Annotated in this window: 19 protein-coding genes; 3 read left to right on the top strand and 16 right to left on the bottom strand. The window is 44.8% G+C overall.

The window, feature by feature from the left end; genetic code table 11:
- Nucleotides 1–83: 83 nt before the first annotated feature.
- From csrA to LCY76_RS19105, 12 genes are all read right to left on the bottom strand, one after another.
- A complete protein-coding gene (gene csrA / locus LCY76_RS19050) occupies nt 84–302 on the bottom strand; it encodes a carbon storage regulator CsrA (protein ID WP_248253926.1) in 219 nt (72 codons plus the stop codon).
- Between the two features lies 1 nt (nt 303).
- Nucleotides 304–741: a flagellar assembly protein FliW gene (gene fliW / locus LCY76_RS19055; RefSeq protein WP_248253927.1), complete on the bottom strand. Its 438-nt coding sequence runs from the start codon at nt 739–741 to the stop codon at nt 304–306.
- 13 nt (nt 742–754) lie between these two features.
- Entirely contained in the window at nt 755–1,330 is a 576-nt protein-coding gene (locus tag LCY76_RS19060) for a DUF6470 family protein (RefSeq protein ID WP_248253928.1), read from the bottom strand.
- A 50-nt stretch (nt 1,331–1,380) separates the two neighbouring features.
- Entirely contained in the window at nt 1,381–2,247 is an 867-nt protein-coding gene (gene flgL / locus LCY76_RS19065; RefSeq protein WP_248253929.1) for a flagellar hook-associated protein FlgL, read from the bottom strand.
- Between the two features lie 9 nt (nt 2,248–2,256).
- The gene (flgK, locus tag LCY76_RS19070; protein ID WP_248253930.1) at nt 2,257–3,729 is read right to left on the bottom strand and encodes a flagellar hook-associated protein FlgK; all 1,473 of its coding nucleotides are present in this window, start codon (nt 3,727–3,729) and stop codon (nt 2,257–2,259) included.
- 15 nt (nt 3,730–3,744) lie between these two features.
- Nucleotides 3,745–4,203 carry a flagellar protein FlgN gene (locus tag LCY76_RS19075; RefSeq protein WP_248253931.1) on the bottom strand — a complete coding sequence of 153 codons (459 nt, stop codon included), beginning with the start codon at nt 4,201–4,203 and terminating at the stop codon, nt 3,745–3,747.
- Nucleotides 4,204–4,212: 9 nt separating this feature from the next.
- A complete protein-coding gene (flgM, locus tag LCY76_RS19080) occupies nt 4,213–4,473 on the bottom strand; it encodes a flagellar biosynthesis anti-sigma factor FlgM (RefSeq protein ID WP_175501764.1) in 261 nt (86 codons plus the stop codon).
- A gap of 102 nt (nt 4,474–4,575) precedes the next feature.
- Nucleotides 4,576–4,968, bottom strand: a complete 393-nt coding sequence (locus LCY76_RS19085) for a TIGR03826 family flagellar region protein (protein ID WP_248253932.1) — start codon at nt 4,966–4,968, stop codon at nt 4,576–4,578.
- 100 nt (nt 4,969–5,068) lie between these two features.
- The gene (locus LCY76_RS19090; RefSeq protein WP_248253933.1) at nt 5,069–5,782 is read right to left on the bottom strand and encodes a ComF family protein; all 714 of its coding nucleotides are present in this window, start codon (nt 5,780–5,782) and stop codon (nt 5,069–5,071) included.
- Nucleotides 5,779–7,278, bottom strand: a complete 1,500-nt coding sequence (locus LCY76_RS19095) for an ATP-dependent helicase ComFA (protein ID WP_248253934.1) — start codon at nt 7,276–7,278, stop codon at nt 5,779–5,781. Before LCY76_RS19095 ends, LCY76_RS19090 begins: the two co-directional genes overlap by 4 nt.
- Before the next feature lie 517 nt (nt 7,279–7,795).
- Entirely contained in the window at nt 7,796–8,644 is an 849-nt protein-coding gene (locus tag LCY76_RS19100; RefSeq protein ID WP_248253935.1) for a DegV family protein, read from the bottom strand.
- 128 nt (nt 8,645–8,772) lie between these two features.
- The gene (locus LCY76_RS19105) at nt 8,773–9,747 is read right to left on the bottom strand and encodes an ROK family protein (RefSeq protein ID WP_248253936.1); all 975 of its coding nucleotides are present in this window, start codon (nt 9,745–9,747) and stop codon (nt 8,773–8,775) included.
- A gap of 215 nt (nt 9,748–9,962) precedes the next feature.
- On the opposite strand from LCY76_RS19105, the gene LCY76_RS19110 reads away from it, so the two are divergent.
- Nucleotides 9,963–11,765 (top strand): ATP-binding protein, encoded by a 1,803-nt coding sequence (locus LCY76_RS19110; RefSeq protein WP_248253937.1) that lies wholly within the window; start codon nt 9,963–9,965, stop codon nt 11,763–11,765.
- A 276-nt stretch (nt 11,766–12,041) separates the two neighbouring features.
- Here the strand turns inward: LCY76_RS19110 and LCY76_RS19115 are convergent, their stop codons facing one another.
- Both LCY76_RS19115 and LCY76_RS19120 read right to left on the bottom strand, forming a co-directional pair.
- Complete coding sequence (locus LCY76_RS19115) at nt 12,042–12,782, bottom strand: response regulator (protein WP_053356968.1); 741 nt, start codon at nt 12,780–12,782, stop codon at nt 12,042–12,044.
- Nucleotides 12,779–13,939: a sensor histidine kinase gene (locus LCY76_RS19120; protein WP_053356967.1), complete on the bottom strand. Its 1,161-nt coding sequence runs from the start codon at nt 13,937–13,939 to the stop codon at nt 12,779–12,781. Before LCY76_RS19120 ends, LCY76_RS19115 begins: the two co-directional genes overlap by 4 nt.
- Nucleotides 13,940–14,285: 346 nt before the next feature.
- Between LCY76_RS19120 and LCY76_RS19125 the strand changes: the two genes are divergently transcribed.
- Together LCY76_RS19125 and LCY76_RS19130 are read left to right on the top strand one after the other, a co-directional pair.
- Nucleotides 14,286–14,921 (top strand): YigZ family protein, encoded by a 636-nt coding sequence (locus LCY76_RS19125; RefSeq protein WP_248253938.1) that lies wholly within the window; start codon nt 14,286–14,288, stop codon nt 14,919–14,921.
- Between the two features lie 104 nt (nt 14,922–15,025).
- Nucleotides 15,026–16,108 carry an LCP family protein gene (locus tag LCY76_RS19130; RefSeq protein WP_248253939.1) on the top strand — a complete coding sequence of 361 codons (1,083 nt, stop codon included), beginning with the start codon at nt 15,026–15,028 and terminating at the stop codon, nt 16,106–16,108.
- A gap of 430 nt (nt 16,109–16,538) precedes the next feature.
- On the opposite strand, the gene LCY76_RS19135 is transcribed toward LCY76_RS19130, so the two are convergent.
- Together LCY76_RS19135 and LCY76_RS19140 are read right to left on the bottom strand one after the other, a co-directional pair.
- Nucleotides 16,539–17,621, bottom strand: a complete 1,083-nt coding sequence (locus LCY76_RS19135; RefSeq protein ID WP_248253940.1) for an MraY family glycosyltransferase — start codon at nt 17,619–17,621, stop codon at nt 16,539–16,541.
- A 215-nt stretch (nt 17,622–17,836) separates the two neighbouring features.
- Nucleotides 17,837–18,505 (bottom strand): hypothetical protein, encoded by a 669-nt coding sequence (locus LCY76_RS19140; RefSeq protein WP_248253941.1) that lies wholly within the window; start codon nt 18,503–18,505, stop codon nt 17,837–17,839.
- Between the last annotated feature and the right edge of the window lie 11 nt (nt 18,506–18,516).

The following is an 18,516-nucleotide window of genomic DNA, read 5'->3' on the forward strand; positions in this document are numbered from 1 at the left end:
GCGGCCGTCAAACATCTTTCTCGTTTGCTCATACCTTATATCGTCTCTTTAACAAAATATTTAATAGTTTTTGTAATATTATTTCAAAAACTTTTGAGTCTTTCTATAAGAGCGGCAGATGTATTGGCGGCTGCGCTGTTTTCACTCTTAATCGTCAAATAAACTTCCTTGCGGTGGATATCCACATTCTTGGGTGCATTAATCCCTAGCTTTACCTGATCTCCTTCTACTGCAAGAACAGTAATCTCAATATCTTCCCCTATTTGAATGGCTTCCTTAATTTTTCTTGTGAGTACCAGCATCTTATCCCTCCTGAGACACGGCAATTCCAAGGGAATGCTTCGTAGTATAGTTTTCATCATGAAGGACAACTTGTTTGCCCGTATTTGTTTTTTTATTAATAATCACCGGTGCCTGCAGGTTGGCTGTTGAGGATTCAATCGAGTCTTGGAGGGTAATAATGGCCAATAGGAAGAGATCTTCACGCTGCTCTACCTTAAGAGCTTCAATTACATTCTCCGATAGTGTAAACTCATAATCTTTAAAAAAGAGAAAAGGATCAGTTGTAATAAAAGCGAGCTCGTTTGTAATTACAGACTGCAAAATATTAAAGGGAGTGTCCTCAAAAGGCATTATAATAAATTTTTTCTCTTCTTCAAAACCAGGTATTCCATTTTCAAATGTAATAATATCTTCCTGCTGAATCTCCAGCAGTCCATGAAACTTGCTTTCTATTTTCAAGTTATTCACCACTTTACTTTTTTTCGTCTAACTCAAGACCTGTCACGCTGATAGTAAGAGAAGGCCACTGTTTCATACCTCCATGAACAATTCCCGGTGTGTAGATATGGATTGGTTTATTCACCTTTACCTCAATTTTCGGATGACTAACCTTCCAATTGAGATCCACCTTGCCTGGTTCATAGTTCGTTTTCACACTGTTGGCTGAAGGAATAAATGCGATATTGAATTCCAGCATCGGTGATTCACCGTTTTCCTTCGCCTGGGATGCAATGGCATTCCCTCCATTTTCAATCCTCATCAGTTCGTCACCTTGCTGTGAAAGCCTGGCCATTCCTTCCAGCCAATCGGAATACCCCTTCTGGGCAAATTCTTCAATCCTTCTGGAGATGGATTTTAAATCCATGTCAGCCCGTGCCTGCGACTGATCAATCGTCAGCTTACCTGGAGTCCGTTCTATGTCAAGCTCTGCAGGCCACTGTTCGATGGATAATTCAGCTGCGGGCTGTTCAATTTCCTGAACAGGCTGGGTAATGGACAAGGACAGCTGCCCTCTCACAGATTCCATTTTCAGCTGAGGAATGTTCAATTTTTTTCCCTCCTAAACAAAAGAGCTATCTTAATTGATAGCTCCATTTATTATCGCAGAAAATCCATTAATGATGGCTGAATGATTCTAGCTCCGGCACTTAATGCTGCCCTTTGAACACTCTCCTGCATTTTCAAGTCTGTAATCACTCGTTCCATATCAGCGTCTTCATTATCAGAAAGAATTCTGTTAGCAATGACTTCCTGGTTGCTTACTCGGTCATCAATCAGTTCAATCCTGTTGTATCTCGCGCCAAGATCAGCCCGCTCACTTACGATATTGTTGATATGGCTATCCAATTTATCCAGAAAACCATTGATGGAAGAACCTGAACTCAAAGCCGTTTCCAGATCTTGAATATCACCGAACAAATCTTTTGTAAATACATTTTGCGGTTTGATATTAACAGCCACTTCAATTCCTTGGGATAATTCCAGCTTTACATCATTCGTATTAGTAGAAACTTTACCAGTTGCCAGATCAACAGGCGCGCGGGTCGTATCATTTCCGTTAAAAATATACTTGCCAGACACCTTGGTGTTGGCAATAGAAGCCAAATGGTCTTTTAATTGAGTTATTTCCTTGCCAATCGCCTGCATCTGCGACTCTTCATAGGTTCCATTGCTTGCCTGCACCGTAAGTTCGCGAATCCGCTGCATAACATTAGTCGCTTCATCCAAAGAGCTGTCAGCGCTCTCCGTCCAGCTATATGCCTCTGAAAGGTTGCGTTTGAACTGTTCTACTTCTGTCAGACTTGAACGATAGGACATCCCCTTCATAGCCACAACTGGATCGTCTGAAGGACGACTAATTTTTTTCCCAGTTGAAAGTTGTTCCTGTGTTTTATCCATTCTTTTATAACTATCACTTAAATGTCGAAGCATATTATTCGTTAACATCCCTTGTGTGACCCGCATTCCTTACACCTACCTTCCACCAACACCCATGCCGTTGATAATTTTATCAAGCATCTCATCCACTACAGTGATGTTCCGTGCTGCTGCATTAAATGCATGCTGAAATTGAATTAGATTTGTCATTTCCTCGTCAATTGACACACCTGAAACAGATTGTCTTCGGTTTTCCACAGAGTCTGAAAGAACTAGTGAGTTGTCAGCAAGTCTAGCCGCTTCTTGTGAATCTACTGCCATTTTGCCAATGGCTCCTTCGTAATAGCCTTGTAGCGAAGTTGTTTCTCCACCGTATGGCAGGCTACTGTTTTTCACATTAGCCAGTTTCAGGGCATTGCCTCCATCGCCGCTATATCCGCCAGATCCTGCAGCCACATCATTGCGGTTTGTTAGAATGACTTTAATATCACTAGCGGTTGAACCGGAGAAAAAGTTTTTTCCTGTATTTGTACTTGGCGAGTTGCTGTCCAGACCGTACCCACCGCTGTGTAATCTATTAAACTCTGCAACAAAGCCGGAAGCCATATTATCCAGTTTTTTAATCATATCTGGGTAATCCGTTTTAAGTGAATCTTTTAACCCTTGCAACCTGCCTGACATGTCAGTACCAGCAAGATCTTCTCCTGTCTTCAATGTCAGACTGGTAAGAGAACTCTTATCACTGCTTAGGACCGCTTTTATTTCATTAACTTTTGAAGTATCAGACCCATCCACTAAAGTCCCAATGGCCGTTCCATTTTTATCAAGCAGTTTAATTGTGTATTTGCCCTCGGCCATATCCAGTGACTGGCCGCCGCTGCCCACTTTCTCAACAGAGATGTTTACGATTTGGGAGAGTTTGTCTACTAGGGCATCACGCTGATCATACAAATCATTCGGTAAATATTTATGTGGCTCAATTTCTCCAATCTGTTTGTTTAGGCCATTAATTTGTGTCAACAATGAGTTCGCCTCAAGCACCGTTGTATCCAATTGACTGCCTATATCTTTTTGAATGGAAGTTAGGGAATTAGACAAGTAATTAAAGGTCTCTGCTACTGCTGTACCCCGTTGAAGAACAACTGAGCGTGCCCCACTGTCTTCAGGATGTACCGAGAGGTCCTGCAGCGACTGCCAAAAACGGTCCATTGTTTTGGAAAGCCCGTTATCACTAGGTTCATTCATGATATCTTCCATTTTTTCCATGGCTTCGCTTTTTGCAGACCAATAACCGTATTTGTTATTCTCTCCGCGGAATTGCTGATCAAGATAACCTTCTCTCACCCTTTGAATCGACCCAGCCTGTACACCAGTTCCCATCTGTCCAGGGACTTGCGGGCGGTTCATAGCTGGTGCGGGGTAAGGCTCCGTCTGGGTAAAATTGACCCGTTGGCGGGAGTATCCGGTTGTGTTGGCATTGGCGATGTTCTGCCCGGTCACTTGAAGGGCATATTGCTGGGTTGTCATTCCGCGGCGGGCGGTCTCTAACCCGTGAAACGTTGATACCATGAATGTTCCTCCGTTCTAGGCTTTTGAATCAAACAGGGAGAAGCTCCCAGCTCCCGCATATTCCTTGGCCTGCGGACGGCTGTATGTTACTTTTTCCGGCTCCGGCATGAACATGTTCAATGACATGTTCACAAACTGCAGCGACTGATGGATCAGCTGCTGGTTCAGCTCGTTGCGTTCCTTCAAAAGCATGTATTCTTTAGAAAGCTCATATTGAAGAGCTTCAAGCTGCTCTTTCTCACTTGGAACAGCCTGCTCAATCAGCTCTGACATCGTGAGAGTGCTTGTTCCATTCCGCACTTCTTCAAGCTCCATCAAGGTCTTCACATGTTCGTTCTCTTTAAGCATCAAGGCATCGAGCGCCTTTACGTCACCTGTTTTTAATATCGCTGTTTTCTGTTCAGCGATGCTGTTGAGCTCACGGTGGACGTGGAGAAGCTCGTTTAATAAAGATTTCATGTCCTTTAGCGCCATGAGATCCTCCTAGTTATTCCAGAACTGATAGAACTTCCGGGCGACCTCTCTTGCGTCGGGCTGGTACTGGCCGGAATCAATCTGGGTTTTAATTTCATGTATTTTATCCTGGCGGCTAACTGAAAATTGCTGTGATGATTGAAGTTCCTTCGCTTCAGCTGAGATTTGAATTTCGTCGCTCTGCTTCATCTTTTCCTCGTTTTTGGAATATTGTTGGCTTTGTTTAGTGTATGGGTTAATATTGACATGATTAAAGCTATTGATCTTCATAGGATTCACCTCTTTTAAGCAGGATCGCTCCTGCATTTCCTATTTCTTATATCGGTTTAAAATAACAAAACTGAAGCTATTCACGGAAAATAGGACTTTTGATTAATCGGTATAGTAAGACCTTCCTAGATCAACAAGCTTCTTTTGCGCTTCGAATTCATTGGTTTTGAGATCACCCATGATTTTCTTTTTGCATGAGCTGCAGAGTCGCCCTTCCTGGGTCGGACCCTCACATGTTTCACATGGATAATAAAAATTCGGAAACCCGACCACACGGATTCTGCCCTGGCGGATAAACTTTGTGATTTTCTCTTCATCCACCCCGGTTTGCTGATGAACATCAAGCAAGGTTGCCTGCCGGTTCTCCCGCTTCCTCATATACTGAAACACCTTTTCAAACATCAGCTCTTCTTCCGTGTAGCAAGAATCACATACTGAACGAAGGTGCTGAACATACAAATTTCCACAGCTTGGGCAATTTTTCAATTCTCCCATTCCGATCACCCCTCTAGTATCTCTACCGTAATTATCGGAAGGAAGATTGGAATGTTGATAGACCCTCATCCGAACTAAACAAAAAAAGTGAAAACCTTCCTCAACGCCCGAGTGTCATGGATGAAACCTGCAAAGCACCACCTTCTTTTAAAACCCTTGAAGCCTGTCTGAGCGTCGCCCCCGTTGTATATACGTCATCAACTAGAACAACGCTTTTCCCATAAACCAGCTTACTATTATTAGCAAGCTCAAAAATTGTTTCCTTCATCTCCAGCCGTTCCTGCCTCGACTTCTTGCTCTGCTTTTTTTCGTGCAGGACTCTCTCCAATGCATGTTCAACCTCAACACCAAGCAGTTCTGCCAATAACTGTGTCTGGTTAAATCCCCGCTCGTAATGCCTTTCCTGACTTAGCGGCACAGGAACGACCACAAATCCTTTAAACTCATGCTGATAGATTTTTCTAAACTCCTGCCTAAACCCCATCACCAGCTCGGCATCACCTCTATATTTCAGCCGGCTAATCAGTTCCTTTAAAAAATCGTTGTAGACATACAATGACCGGTTCTTAACGAGAACACCGCGCCAATTGACGTCTTCTTCCCAATGTATACAGTCGTTACATCTATTTTCTTGTCGATATTGCTCGGGAAATAAAGAAAAAGAGCGTCCGCAGATCTCGCATATTTCCCCTTCAATTCTCTCTAAGGATGAGCTGCATCCCTCGCAAAAGTGCATTTCACCAGCAATGCCAAGCACAAAGCTCCAGCTCACCGTCTCGTAAAAACCTTCATCACAATACAGGCAATAATTCATAAACCTGCCTCCCGATTCATCCCTTCAATGTGCCGTTTAGCATCAACCATCGCACTCGTTTTTCCATAATGAAAAAACACAACCTCTCCTGCCGGGTCGTCCTTGCTTCGGCCAGCCCGGCCGGCAATCTGCACGAGAGCACTCTCCGTGAATATATCCTCTTCCGCCCCGAACACCGCCACATCTGTAAAGGGAACTGTTACCCCACGCTCGAGGATCGTCGTTGTCACCAATATGGATATCTCACCCTTCCGGAACTTCATGACCTTCTCTTTACGTTCAGGATCCTCCGCATGCACACCCTCAATACCCGGGAAAACTGCCTGCAATAATGCCACAATTTGATGTAGAGCCACAACAGACGGAACAAACAAAAACCCCTGACGCTTTACTTCCAACTGATGCTCCACCCAGTTCATCACGTTTCCTGGCAATCTGCCTTTCTTCAATCTCTTCTTCCAGTTACCACACCAAACAAACCTTGGGACAGGCAATGGAAAACCGTGAAACCGAAGCGGAATCTTGACATGCGGAAGCCCTCCTGCCACTGCTCTTTTCTTCATCTTCCGTCCCGGGGTTGCACTTAAATAGACGATCAGTGCATCCTTCTTCTTTGCCTGGTGAACCGCATGCTCCAGTGACGAGTCATACGAATACGGAAAAGCATCCACTTCATCAACCACCACAAGATCAAACGCATCCCGATAACGAAACAGCTGATGTGTCGTTGAAACCACTAGCTGAGCCCCATCCAGCTTTTCCTCACTTCCACCATACAAACCTGCCAAAGTAATACCAGGAAACACTTTGCGCAGCCGAGGCAGCAGTTCGAGCACAACATCGGTTCTTGGCGTGGCCAAACAAACTCTCTGTCCAGTCTTCAATGCTCTCTCCAGTCCATAAAAAAGCACCTCTGTTTTCCCAGCTCCGCACACCGCCCAAATCAGCAACTCACCTTTACCCCCAACACGGGAAACCAGCCCATCCGAAGCCTTCCTCTGAGCAGCCGACAACTCACCCGTCCACGTCAAAGCAACCTCATCCAGCTTCCATTCCAGTTCAGCACCGCACCAGCGGACAAGCGGCGTACACTGACTCACCCGCCCCATCACAAGGCACTTCCGGCAGTATACACATTCCTTCTCCTTACACCGAAAACAGGAAAAAGACGAAAACAAACGCGGCTTATCGTTGCCACAACGCTTGCAGACAAACGAACCGCCAGCTTCTTCTATTCCTTTTTCGTAAGCTAAGCAGCCATTAAGATAATGCTCATGAATCACATCAATCGAGTAGGGAAGTTCTTCAAACAAGAGGAGTTTGCCTGATAAAGAGGCTTGTAGTTCAGCAGAAAAGGGGGAAACCTCACTAAAATCGGGGGTATCAAGGACTTGAAGCTTGTGAAAGGAAACAGGTACTGCACTGACATCTGGCGGCTTCAGCACTTCAGGAACCGCCAGACTTTTTCCATCAACAAAAAAAGAGACGAACCTCATGGTGCCGTCTCCTGTTGATAAGGAATTTTCATAAAAATCCCTCCGTATGTTTATTTAATTTTTGGCTCTTTTCTAAAAGATTATTGCTTTTAGGTCATTTTTGTAAAGAACCTTCTTTGATCAGTTGATTGGAGTGCAAGGTGCGAGACTCCTGCGGGGGTAGCGTGACAGGTAAGACCCAAAGGCGCTTGCGCCGTGGGGCTTAACGCACGCCCCGCGGAAAGCGAGCAGCCTGGAACGGAAATCAACCACTCCCAAGAGCAACAAAGGTTACGAAAACAGCCTTTCTAAAAGATTGTGCTTTGGGAACCTTTTTGTAAAGATCCTTCATTGCTCAATTGATTGGAGTGCAAGGTGCGAGACTCCTGCGGGACGAGCGTGACAGGTGAAACCCGCAGGCGCAAGCGCCGAGGGGTTCAGCGCACGCCCCGCGAAAGTAGGCGTTTACGCCGGTAAAAGCGAGCAGCCTGTAACGGAAATCAACCACTTTCAAAAGCAACAAAGGTTATCTAAAAGACTACTCTTTCATCCACGTGATGCCGATCGATCCTTCGCCAAGATGAGTCCCGATAACAGGGCCAAAATAATCTACCGAGACATCAGCACTGGGATATCTCCCCTGAATATCGGCTGCGATTTCCTTCGCTTCCTCTTCACGCTGCGCATTGATCACACTGACTTTGAAACTTTCATCCGGCTTTACCGATTGCTCCATGAGCTGATGAATACGGGCGATCGCTTTTTTCTTCGTACGGATTTTTTCAAAAGGAACGATTCTTTTATCCTGAAAATGAAGCACAGGCTTGATCTGCAGAAGGTTCCCGACGAGAAGCTGGGCTGCGTTCATACGTCCGCCGCGATGCAAGTGATTGAGATCATCGACCACGAAATAGGCGGAAATGCCTCGCTCTTTAATCGAGTTCAATTTCTCCATGATTTCCGTTGCATTTGCTCCCTCTTTCGCCATATCGACTGCTTTATACGTATAAAAGGCTTGCGGGGCGCAGCTGATTTCAGAATCAAACACATGGAAATTGATGCCTTCCACCATGTCTGCGGCGCTTAGAGCGCTTTGGTATGTACCGCTGATGCCGCTCGATAGGGTGATCATGATCGCCTCATCATAATCCTTTGACAATCGTTCGAGCGTGTCTGCCAGTTCGCCGATGGATGGCTGTGACGTTTTAGGAAGGGCTCCTCCCTTGCCAACCATCTCGTAAAAATCATTCTTGTTAAGCTCCACTTCTTCCTTATACGATTCATTGCCAAAAATAACGTTGAGCGGAATCATTACAATGTTTTTTTCGTTTCTGATGTGTTCTGGTATATATGCCGTGCTGTCTGTCATTATCGCTACCTTGCTCATTGTAATTTCCTTTCCTGACAATATTTCGTCCGTTGTCTCATCTACGTTAGTAGTTTACACGAAACAGGGACCGTTTTCATTAAAACGGCGCATTTCTTTATCTCTATTTTTCTTTCTTTCTCCATCTTTCATCCATTTCCTTCCTGAACCTTTTCCTCTTTATCCATGAGCTGACAAAGAGCCAGCGCCCCATAGAGCGGGGATTGATCCTTTAATCCCGCAAGGACAACCTCAGTTGGGCACGGCACAAACTCTTCAAGCATGCTTTTTATTTTTCCGAGGAACCAATTTCCCGACTGAGCAACGCCTCCGCCGATGACGATCGTTTCAGGATTGATAAGGGCAGCAGCATTGACGATGGCCATCCCCATATGAAGGATGCCTTCCCGTATAATGCCCTGGGCGAGCTTGTCTCCCTCCTCCGCGAACCGAAACACATCTGATGCTTTCAGTCTATTTAGCTCTTCTCCAGAAACCTCACCGTCCAGCCGTTTTGCCTCCCGGTAATGGTGTGCGATGGCCACACCGCCCATTTTGCTGCTTAAAAAGCCATATCCGTCCTTGATTGGAATAAATGAACCCATAGCGGCTTCAGGATCGCTGATCATATGGCCCACCTCCCCTGATGCCCAGTGTGCTCCACGGTAGATTTCACCGTTGATCAATAAACCTGCCCCGATGCTCGTTCCGATCATGAATAGCAGGACATTTTTCTTTCCCTGTGCGGCTCCGTAATAGACCTCTCCCAGCAATCCGCCATTTACGTCATTATCGATATGAACAGGTACGCCCAGCATTTCTTCTGCTTCTTTTTTCAGCTCATAATCCTGCCACTTTAGATTCGGGGCATGAAACACCACGCCCTTATCCGGATCAATGACACCTGGTGCCACGATTCCTGCCGAAACAATATCCTCCCAGCTGACATTCTTTTCTTCAGCCATCTCTTTAGCTTGTTTCGCCAATTCTATTAAAACACCGGAATCCACAAATTCCTGTGTCGGAAATTCTCTGTTTGCCAGCATTGTACCATCTGCTTCAAAAAGGGCTGCTTCCACATTGGTACCGCCAATATCTGTTGTTAGGTAATATTTATCTCCCATGTATGCCACCACTCCTGTTTTTCTTACTATTACCCCTGGCAGGATAGAAAAAAACGGTTTAAAAACAGGACATGGTTCTATGGTAAGAGTCTTTCTTAAAGAGGGTTCAATGGACCTAATAATTTTTTTGTAAAAATTTGAGAGTAAAAGAAGGAAAACGTCGAAATTGTAAGAAATTAGTAAAATATATTCATGAATTGGAGGTACTTCATACTATGCAGCATAATCTATATATCGTGGCACTATCTGTCGTCGTTTCCATTGTCTACACATTCGTCGCCTTAGATTTTGTCCGCAGAAGTAACCGTAAAACGATGTCATCCCGCCGTTTGTGGCTGTTCAGCGCTTCATTGACCATGGGGATCGGAATATGGGGTACGCATTTCGTCGGGATGATGTCTTTGAACATGTCTTTGACTGCAGCCCATCATATTCCCGCCATCAGCCAATGCATGCTGATCGCCGTTGCCGGAACCTATGGGGCGTTTTATTTCACCAAATCCTTTCATAAAAAAAGCAGTGTCTTTCTTTCTGCCTTCTTCATGGGCTCATGCATCATCGTCCTTCATTATTTCGGAATGAAAACAGCAGCCATAAACTCCAATCTCCACTATGACTTTTTTGTATCTACCCTTGCTGCTGCAGCCGCTTATCTATTTTCAGGCATTGCGCTCTACCGCCAATTTTCTGCCTCTCAACCCTCATTATTCAACCAATTCATCAATAGTCTGTTTATGGTTTTGGCATTGACAGGATTACATTATATCGGTGAAAAAGCGATGCTGATGAAGTCTCATCCCCTTTTTCTCGTCATGCACGACCCACGCCTTGGAAGTCTTTCTTTGATCGCTACGGCTATTGTAATCGTTGCTTCGCTGTTCATCGCATTGCTGTATGTACTGGGGGCAATGAGTGATCAGCAGCTGAAGCTGAAATCCTTGCAGCTGGATGAAAGCGAACAGCGCAATCACTCCTTGATCGCACTGAATCCAGATGGCGTTTATATGATCGGCAAGGACAGAAGGATTACAGGCGGCAATCATTCTTTAGAAAAGATCACGGGCTATTCTGCAGATGAACTGCAGGGCTCTCTTTATACCTTTCTCCTGGCCCCATCAGAAGCTGAGAAAACAGAAGAGTTTTTTCAGCGTACACTTGCCGGTGAACCGATCAAACGCGAGACACGCATCAAGCATAAAAGCGGAACAGAGTTCGAGGCAGAGATTACAAATATCCCTTATTTTGTTGAGAACAAACTGATCGGCATTATCGGTACGATCAAGGACCTGACAGAATTCAGGATCATGGAAGAGAAATTACGCCTGTCGGAAAAACTAGCCGTTGTCGGAGAACTGGCTGCCGGGGTTGCCCATGAGATCCGCAATCCCCTCACCTCCCTTAAAGGTTTTACACAGATGTTCAAAGACCATCCAAACATTCCTGGCCGTGAAGAATATTTAAATATCATGCTGGAAGAGATTGAATCCATTAATCTCATCACCAATGAATTTATGGTTCTGGCTAAGCCTCATTTAACGATGACAATGCGGATCGACCTGCTCCCCTTGATCAGACAGGTTACCCTGCTTCTGACCGGGCAGGCAAGCCTCAACAATACACAGATCGAGACGCAGTTTTACATTGACAGCGGAACGGTTAAAGGCGAAGAAAACCAGTTAAAGAAAGTGTTTGTTAATGTGATCAAGAACGCGATCGAGGCTATGCCTCATGGCGGAAAGGTAACAATAACCGTTACAGGCATTCAAAACGAAAATCTGCTCATTCAGATCAAGGACGAAGGTGTGGGAATATCTGAAGTCCACTTAAAACAGCTCTTTCATCCTTTTTTTACGACAAAAGAGAATGGCAAGGGACTCGGATTGATGGTCAGCCAAAAGATTCTGGATAACCATATGGGGCATTTACGGTTCACGAGCACGCTTGGCGAGGGGACACTTGCGGAGATCACGCTCCCGGCTGAAAGTGTGACAGAACTTCCAAGCCCGACAGCAAGCTGAAGGGTTTTAGATGAAGGCTGTTTTCTAAAAGATTGTTGCTTTGGGAACATTTCTGTAAAGTGCCTTCATTGACAAGTTGATTGGAGTGCAAGGTGCGAGACTCCAGCGGGACGAGTGTGACAGGTGAAACCCGCAGGCGCTTGCGCCGAGGGGTTCAGCGCACGCCCCGCGGAAAGCGAGCATCCTGGAACGGAGATCAACCGCCCTCAAGAGCTGCAAAGGTTAACAAATAAAAAAAGCCTGGCTCAAACAGAACCGGGCTTCCACAAGCATTTACTATTTTACTTTTACCCAGCCGTTTTTAATGGCTTCAACAACCGCCTGGGTTCGGTCGTTCACGTTCATTTTTTGAAGAATATTGCTCACATGGTTTTTAACCGTTTTCTCAGAGATGAACAGGTCTTCTCCGATACCGCGGTTGCTTTTTCCGTCTGCGAGCAATTGCAGTACTTCACATTCACGGCGTGTCAGGATATGAAGCGGTTTGCGGTACTCAATTTCGTTAAGGCCGATGTTGTTCGGGTTGTTGGCATTGTTCTTCGTTGTTGTAGATAAACGGCGGAACTCATTTAATAGATTGTACGTGATCTTCGGGTGAAGATACGCTCCGCCATCTGCTACGACTTTCACTGCTTCGATCAGGGAGTCAGCATCCATTTCTTTTAACAGGTAGCCGGAAGCCCCTGTCTGAACCGCATGCGTCACATAGGTCTCGTCATCATGGATGGAGAGAATGATCACTTTCGTATCGGGAGCCTTTTCAACCAATCGGCGAGTTGCTTCTACACCATTGATATGCGGCATGTTGATATCCATCAGCACTACATCAGGATGATGCTCGTTCACGATATCCTCGGCTTCTGAACCGTCATCTCCTTCGGCTACAACAGAAAATTCGTCCTCCATATCCAGGATGCGCTTTACGCCTTCCCGGAACAATCGATGGTCATCAATAATTGCAATTCTTGTTTTGTCCGGTGCAGAGGCACTGGATTCATAAACATCTACACTTCTCATTCTGAACCCTCCCGATCTCGTATAGGTATTTGAATATAAACGTTGGTTCCAATGTTTAGACGCGAATTGATTTTCAGAGTGCCTTCCAGCAGCTCCACGCGTTCTCTCATACCGATCAGCCCAAATGAATTGGTCTTTTGCGGTACTGTGGCATCGAAACCTTTACCGTCATCTTTTACAAATAAGGATACATTGCGGTCCGTGAATTCAATTTTCACCGAGATGTTCTTCGGCTCTGCATGCTTGCATGAATTCTGGACAGCTTCTTGAATCAATCGAAATAACGCTATTTCCATCTTCGTATGAAATCTTCGCTCATTCCCCATCGGAACGAGTTCGATCTCAATACCGGTACTTTCCTGGACGTTGCGCAAATATTTTTTTAATGTAGGGACGAGCCCAAGGTCATCAAGCGCCATTGGCCGGAGATCATAGATAATTCTCCTGACTTCCCTTAAGGAGGCTCTGACCATCTCTCTTAAGTCTCTAATTTCAGTTACTGCTGCTTTTGTACCTTTTTCATTAAATACCTTTTCGACCAGCTCGGAACGAATCAACACATTAGCCATAAGCTGGGCCGGACCGTCATGGATCTCCCGTGATACCCGGCGGCGTTCTTCCTCTTGAGCTTCAATGATCTGAAGGCCAAATTCCTGCTTTTGCTTGGCATCTTCCACAAGCTCATTAATTTTCAGTAAATCTCCGCTTAAATAGTTCAGGACAACCGATATCTGGCCGACGAGTGATTCTGCTTTAGACACCGTCTCTTTCAGGCCATTTAAGCGCCTTTCCAAATCGTTTCGTTTTTCCCGCAGCTGTTTTTCAGTCTGGCGGGCAATGGACATTTCGATCTGAATGGCGTTCGCGCTTTCGTATGCGTCGCGAATATCGCCCTCACTGTACTTTTGAAAATGTTTGCTTACTTGAGCGAGCTTTGACCTGGCAATCTTGGACCTTTCTTCAAGCAGGTCCGACCGGTCAATGGCCTCGAGCGCTTTTTCCTTCACATCTTCAAGCTCTTTATTCAGCCGAAGAAACTCCTGCCGAGATTCCTCGCTGATATCGAACACTTGAGTCTGGCTTACTTTAACGGTATTGATGGTTTCTGTAAGAATGCCATCTAAAAGCTTTGGATCGATTTGTGTTTTAGCTGCCATCTTGTAAATATCCTCCAATTAAAACGATAAAGAAGAACAGACTTTAGTTCTAGAACCATCCTACCTAATTTGAACTCAGGTCTTTCTTACCATGAATCCAAATAAAAACATTTATTCCATAAATCTTTCGTATGAAAAAGGAAGTTTATGTCTATTCTGCAAAGAAATTTGTAGGAAGGTTGCTCGCGCCTTATAATGAAGGATAGCACTAAATCCCTTGAATTTGTAGTTTTTTCGGGATAATTTTTATGAGAACTTTACATTTTTCCACTACCATTTATCGTATTGAAATTTATTACTAATTAAAGGTTTTTACTTAAATCCATTATTAAGGAGCACGCTAAAAATGTTATCCAATTATTTTACTGTCAAAGAAACCGGCGAGCATGAGATTGTCATCGAGCGGTCAAGGTTCATTGCTCATATCGCCAGGGCAACGACTGAGGCTGAAGCGATAGAGTTCATTCAACACATCAAAAAAATGCATCATAGCGCCAACCATAACTGTTCCGCCTATCTGATCGGGGAGCATGACAATATCCAAAAAGCGAATGATGACGGAGAGCCGAGCGGCACAGCAGGTGTTCCGATGTTAGAAGTTCTGAAAAAAAGGAAATTAAAAGATGTAGTCGTTGTGGTTACCCGTTACTTCGGCGGCATTAAACTCGGGGCAGGAGGATTGATACGCGCTTACGGAAAGAGCGTGAGCGAAGGATTGAACGCCATCGGGGTCGTTGAACGTAATCTCATGCAAATTGTGCATACTAAAATCGACTACACTCTTCTCGGCAAAGTAGAAAACGATCTAAGGTCCTCTCCCTATATGATCAAAGAGATCAATTACCTCGAACAGGTCGAAATTTTAACTTATGTTGCGGTAAAAGACTTACAAAACTTTAAAGAATACTTAATAAACCTCACAAATGCACATGCTACAATAGAAGACGGTTCATTGGAATATCTGGAAGAAAAAATCTTGTAATTCTATCCCCATTTATTTCAGATATTGTCGAAACCTATGGACTGTAGGGTTGAATTATTGAGAGATCAATTAGGGAACTTTTCCGTTAAAGTGAGGAATAAAACATGAGTTATTATAATGAAGAAAGGCAGCCGACACGGCTTGTCAGAAGGAGAGTCAAGAAAAGGAAACGCCGTCCTTTCCGGCGCTTGATCCGCATTTTTCTTGTTCTCCTTGTGCTTTGTATGCTGGGCGGAGTCGCGTATGCCGGCTTTTTAGCGTATAAGGTTAAATCAACGGCAGACAACAGCTATAAAGGCCTTGCCCATGGCAACAAATCCGATCTTCGCATGGATAAAGTCACAATGGGTAAAGACCCTGTCAACATTCTCCTGATGGGTGTCGAAGACTATAAAGGCTCACCAGGACATTCCGATGCGCTGATGGTACTGACCATCAACCCGGATACCAAGGAAGCATCGATTGTAAGTATCCCGAGGGATACTAGAACATACTTGCCTGATGCGGGACGCAAAGACAAAATCACCCACGCTTATGCCTACGGCAAAAAAGGCCATAAAGAACAGGCTACGATTGATGCGGTAGAGCATTTCCTTGATGTTCCGATCGATTACTATGTACGTACAAACTTCCAGGGCTTCAAAGAAGTTGTTGACTCTGTCGGCGGAATTACAGTAGACGTACCATTCGACTTCTATCAGAAGAACCTGAAAGGCCACAAGATCTACTTCCATAAAGGAAAAATGGATCTGAACGGCGACGAAGCACTAACCTACGTACAAATGCGTAAACAGGATAAACGCGGGGACTTTGGACGCCAGGAACGCCAGCAGCAGGCAATGAAAGCTGTAGCGGACAAAGCGCTGTCCATCAAGTCCATCTCAAGGGCGGACAACCTGCTGAACTCTGTAGGAGACAACGTTCAAACGAATATCTCCTTAAAAGAATTGTTCGGCATGAGAAACTTCTACAAACAAATTCAAAGTAAAGAACTTGAACGTATGAACATCGGTGGACAGGATGAATACATTAATGGTGTTTACTACTTCAGCCCTGATGAGCAAGTTGTTCAAAAAGTAAGAGACCGTATTAGAGAAATCCTTGATTATAAAGGTAAAGGCTCCGCTTCCGCTGACAGCAGCAGTTCTGATGGGACTAGCGAGCAAAGTCAGGGAACTGGAGAATAAGATAATAAATGAAGAAACCCGCTGATTGGCGGGTTTCTTTTTGTGCCTTTTTTTGAAAAATGCTTTAGTTTGCAAGTAAAGTTTAGGTTTTCGCAAGTAATTGGATAAGTTTCGCAAGTATTTTGTGTCGAACCGCAAGTAATCCGACTAATTTCGCAAGTAAAACAGTTATTTTTGCAAGTAAGCGTAACTGGCTGCGCAATTATGCCTTTAAATGAGATGCCTACCACAGTGATAGAGTATAAAAGGAGAGCATACCCCTTCTGTAAGCCTCACATTTCCCTTATTTAACACTTTTTGCACAAGTTTAGGGGGATATAGTTTTCTCCCTGAATAAATTCCTATGCAAACCTGTGAGCCAAACAAAAAAGGTGCCAGGCACCGGCTTTTGACATATGTCAAAAACGGGTGCCTGGCACCTTATATTTAGTTAATCCTTGTCCGGGCTGTTGACCTGCATCGTGCCGATGAACTTCTTGTAGAGGAAGAGCACCGGGCGGTATTTGTGATGGACGAGTCCGATGATCTCTGCGATGACTTCAAGCATCAGCAGAAGTCCGATGATGATCACGACAGAGCCCCACAATGTACTGGATTCAAACACGACGGCAGCGACACTGAACACGATGCTGAGCGCGTAGATCACGAGTACGGTCTTGCGGTGGGACCAGCCCAAGTTGATCAAACGGTGATGCAGATGCCCTTTATCCGGTGCAGAAATCGGCTTTTTGTTCGCCATTCTGCGGATGATGGCAAAGGATGTATCGAAAACCGGCACGCCAAGGATGATGATCGGTACAACGAAACTGAACAGAGTAACGCTCTTATACAGTCCGAGCAGGGACAGAATCGATATGGAGTAGCCGAGGAACAGAGAGCCTGCATCACCCATAAAGATTTTGGCCGGATTAAAGTTGTACATCAGGAAGCCGGCAGTAGAAGCTGCGATGATGAGGGCAAGGGAAAGAATCATCATGTTTCCGTTTAATCCCGCCATGATTGCGATGGTCACCATCACGATGACCGATACACCCGCTGCCAGGCCATCCAGGCCGTCAATCAGATTGATCGCATTGGTGATGGCGATAATCCAGAAGATGGTCGTGATGTATGCCCATGGACCTAAATGAAATGTACCAACAAAAGGTATGGTGATCAATTCAATGGTTAATCCTGTAGAAGCTACGAGAAGTGCCGCAAAAATCTGGCCGACAAGCTTAACTCTCGCACTTAATTCGTATTTATCGTCAATCATGCCGATCACGACAATAAGAACTGCACCTACAATAATCCCGGTTAGCTGCATTTCATACAGGCCCGAGACAAAATATCCGACAACAACGCCAAGGAAGATACCGACTCCGCCCCAGCGAGGCATTAATTTTTGATGTACTTTTCGTTGATTTGGTTTGTCGGTCACATTCAGCCGGACCGCCAGCTTAATGATAAAAGGCATGGCGACCACGACAACCGCGAACGACACAACCGCAGCAATGATCAATTGAACATTCATGTTATCCCTCTTTTTCCAACTCTTCAATGGATTTAAGCAAGGGTCCTCCTGCTTATGTTGCCCAACAACGCCCCATGAAAATTCACATTCATCTTCTTCAGAAATTATATCTCGAAACCGTGATAAACAAAAGTAAAACTATGCTTGTCCGCTGAAGAAGCGGAATTTTCCGCTTCTTCATCTCTTCTCTTTACCACCAAATGAGAGGTTTGAAGCTACTTTTTAAAAATTTCCGGAAGCAGCAGGATTGAGGCGCTAAGCATCAGTCCCACCAGGAGACCCAGCACAGCCTTCCTTTTCGGATCCCCGGCCATGTCTGTCGTATCTACTTTTTCAAGAAGCTTTGGTTCTTTTACTTTCAGCACTCTTGTTTTCAGGTCAAATAAATATTCTTCCTTCTTAATGGTGCCTTCACCAGAGACTTGTGTTCCTTCTACCTTCTTGATTTGATCCTCCAGTGTTGTTTTCCATTTTTCAGTTTGGTGGTTGCTTTCTTTCATGAATTCTTTCACCACTGGCTTCAATTGGGACTTTGCTTTGCTTTTATCCTCATCCATCAATGACAGCGTGATGATCGTATCTGTTTCAGGAACGACCTGAAGCTTGTCTTTCATCGCCTTTTCTTCATCCTTGTTCAAACCTTTAACAGAACGTAAAAACTCTTCGCTCGTAAGGTACTCTTTCGCACTGTCCGGCGTGTTCAGGATGGAGTTTTCAGCTTGTCCCAGCTTCACTTTCGCGGTCGCCTGGGACGTGCTCGGCGCTTTTGAAGCCATAAAGTAGGCGACCACTGTCGTTAAAACAGGAATCAGCAGCAGCAGGATGAATAATTTTTTAAATCGATGCCAGATGCTTTCTGTAATTTCTTTCATTTGCTTGTCCATACACTTACTCC

Origin of the sequence: Fictibacillus marinisediminis (assembly GCF_023149135.1) — a bacterium.
GTDB lineage: Bacteria > Bacillota > Bacilli > Bacillales > Fictibacillaceae > Fictibacillus_C > Fictibacillus_C marinisediminis.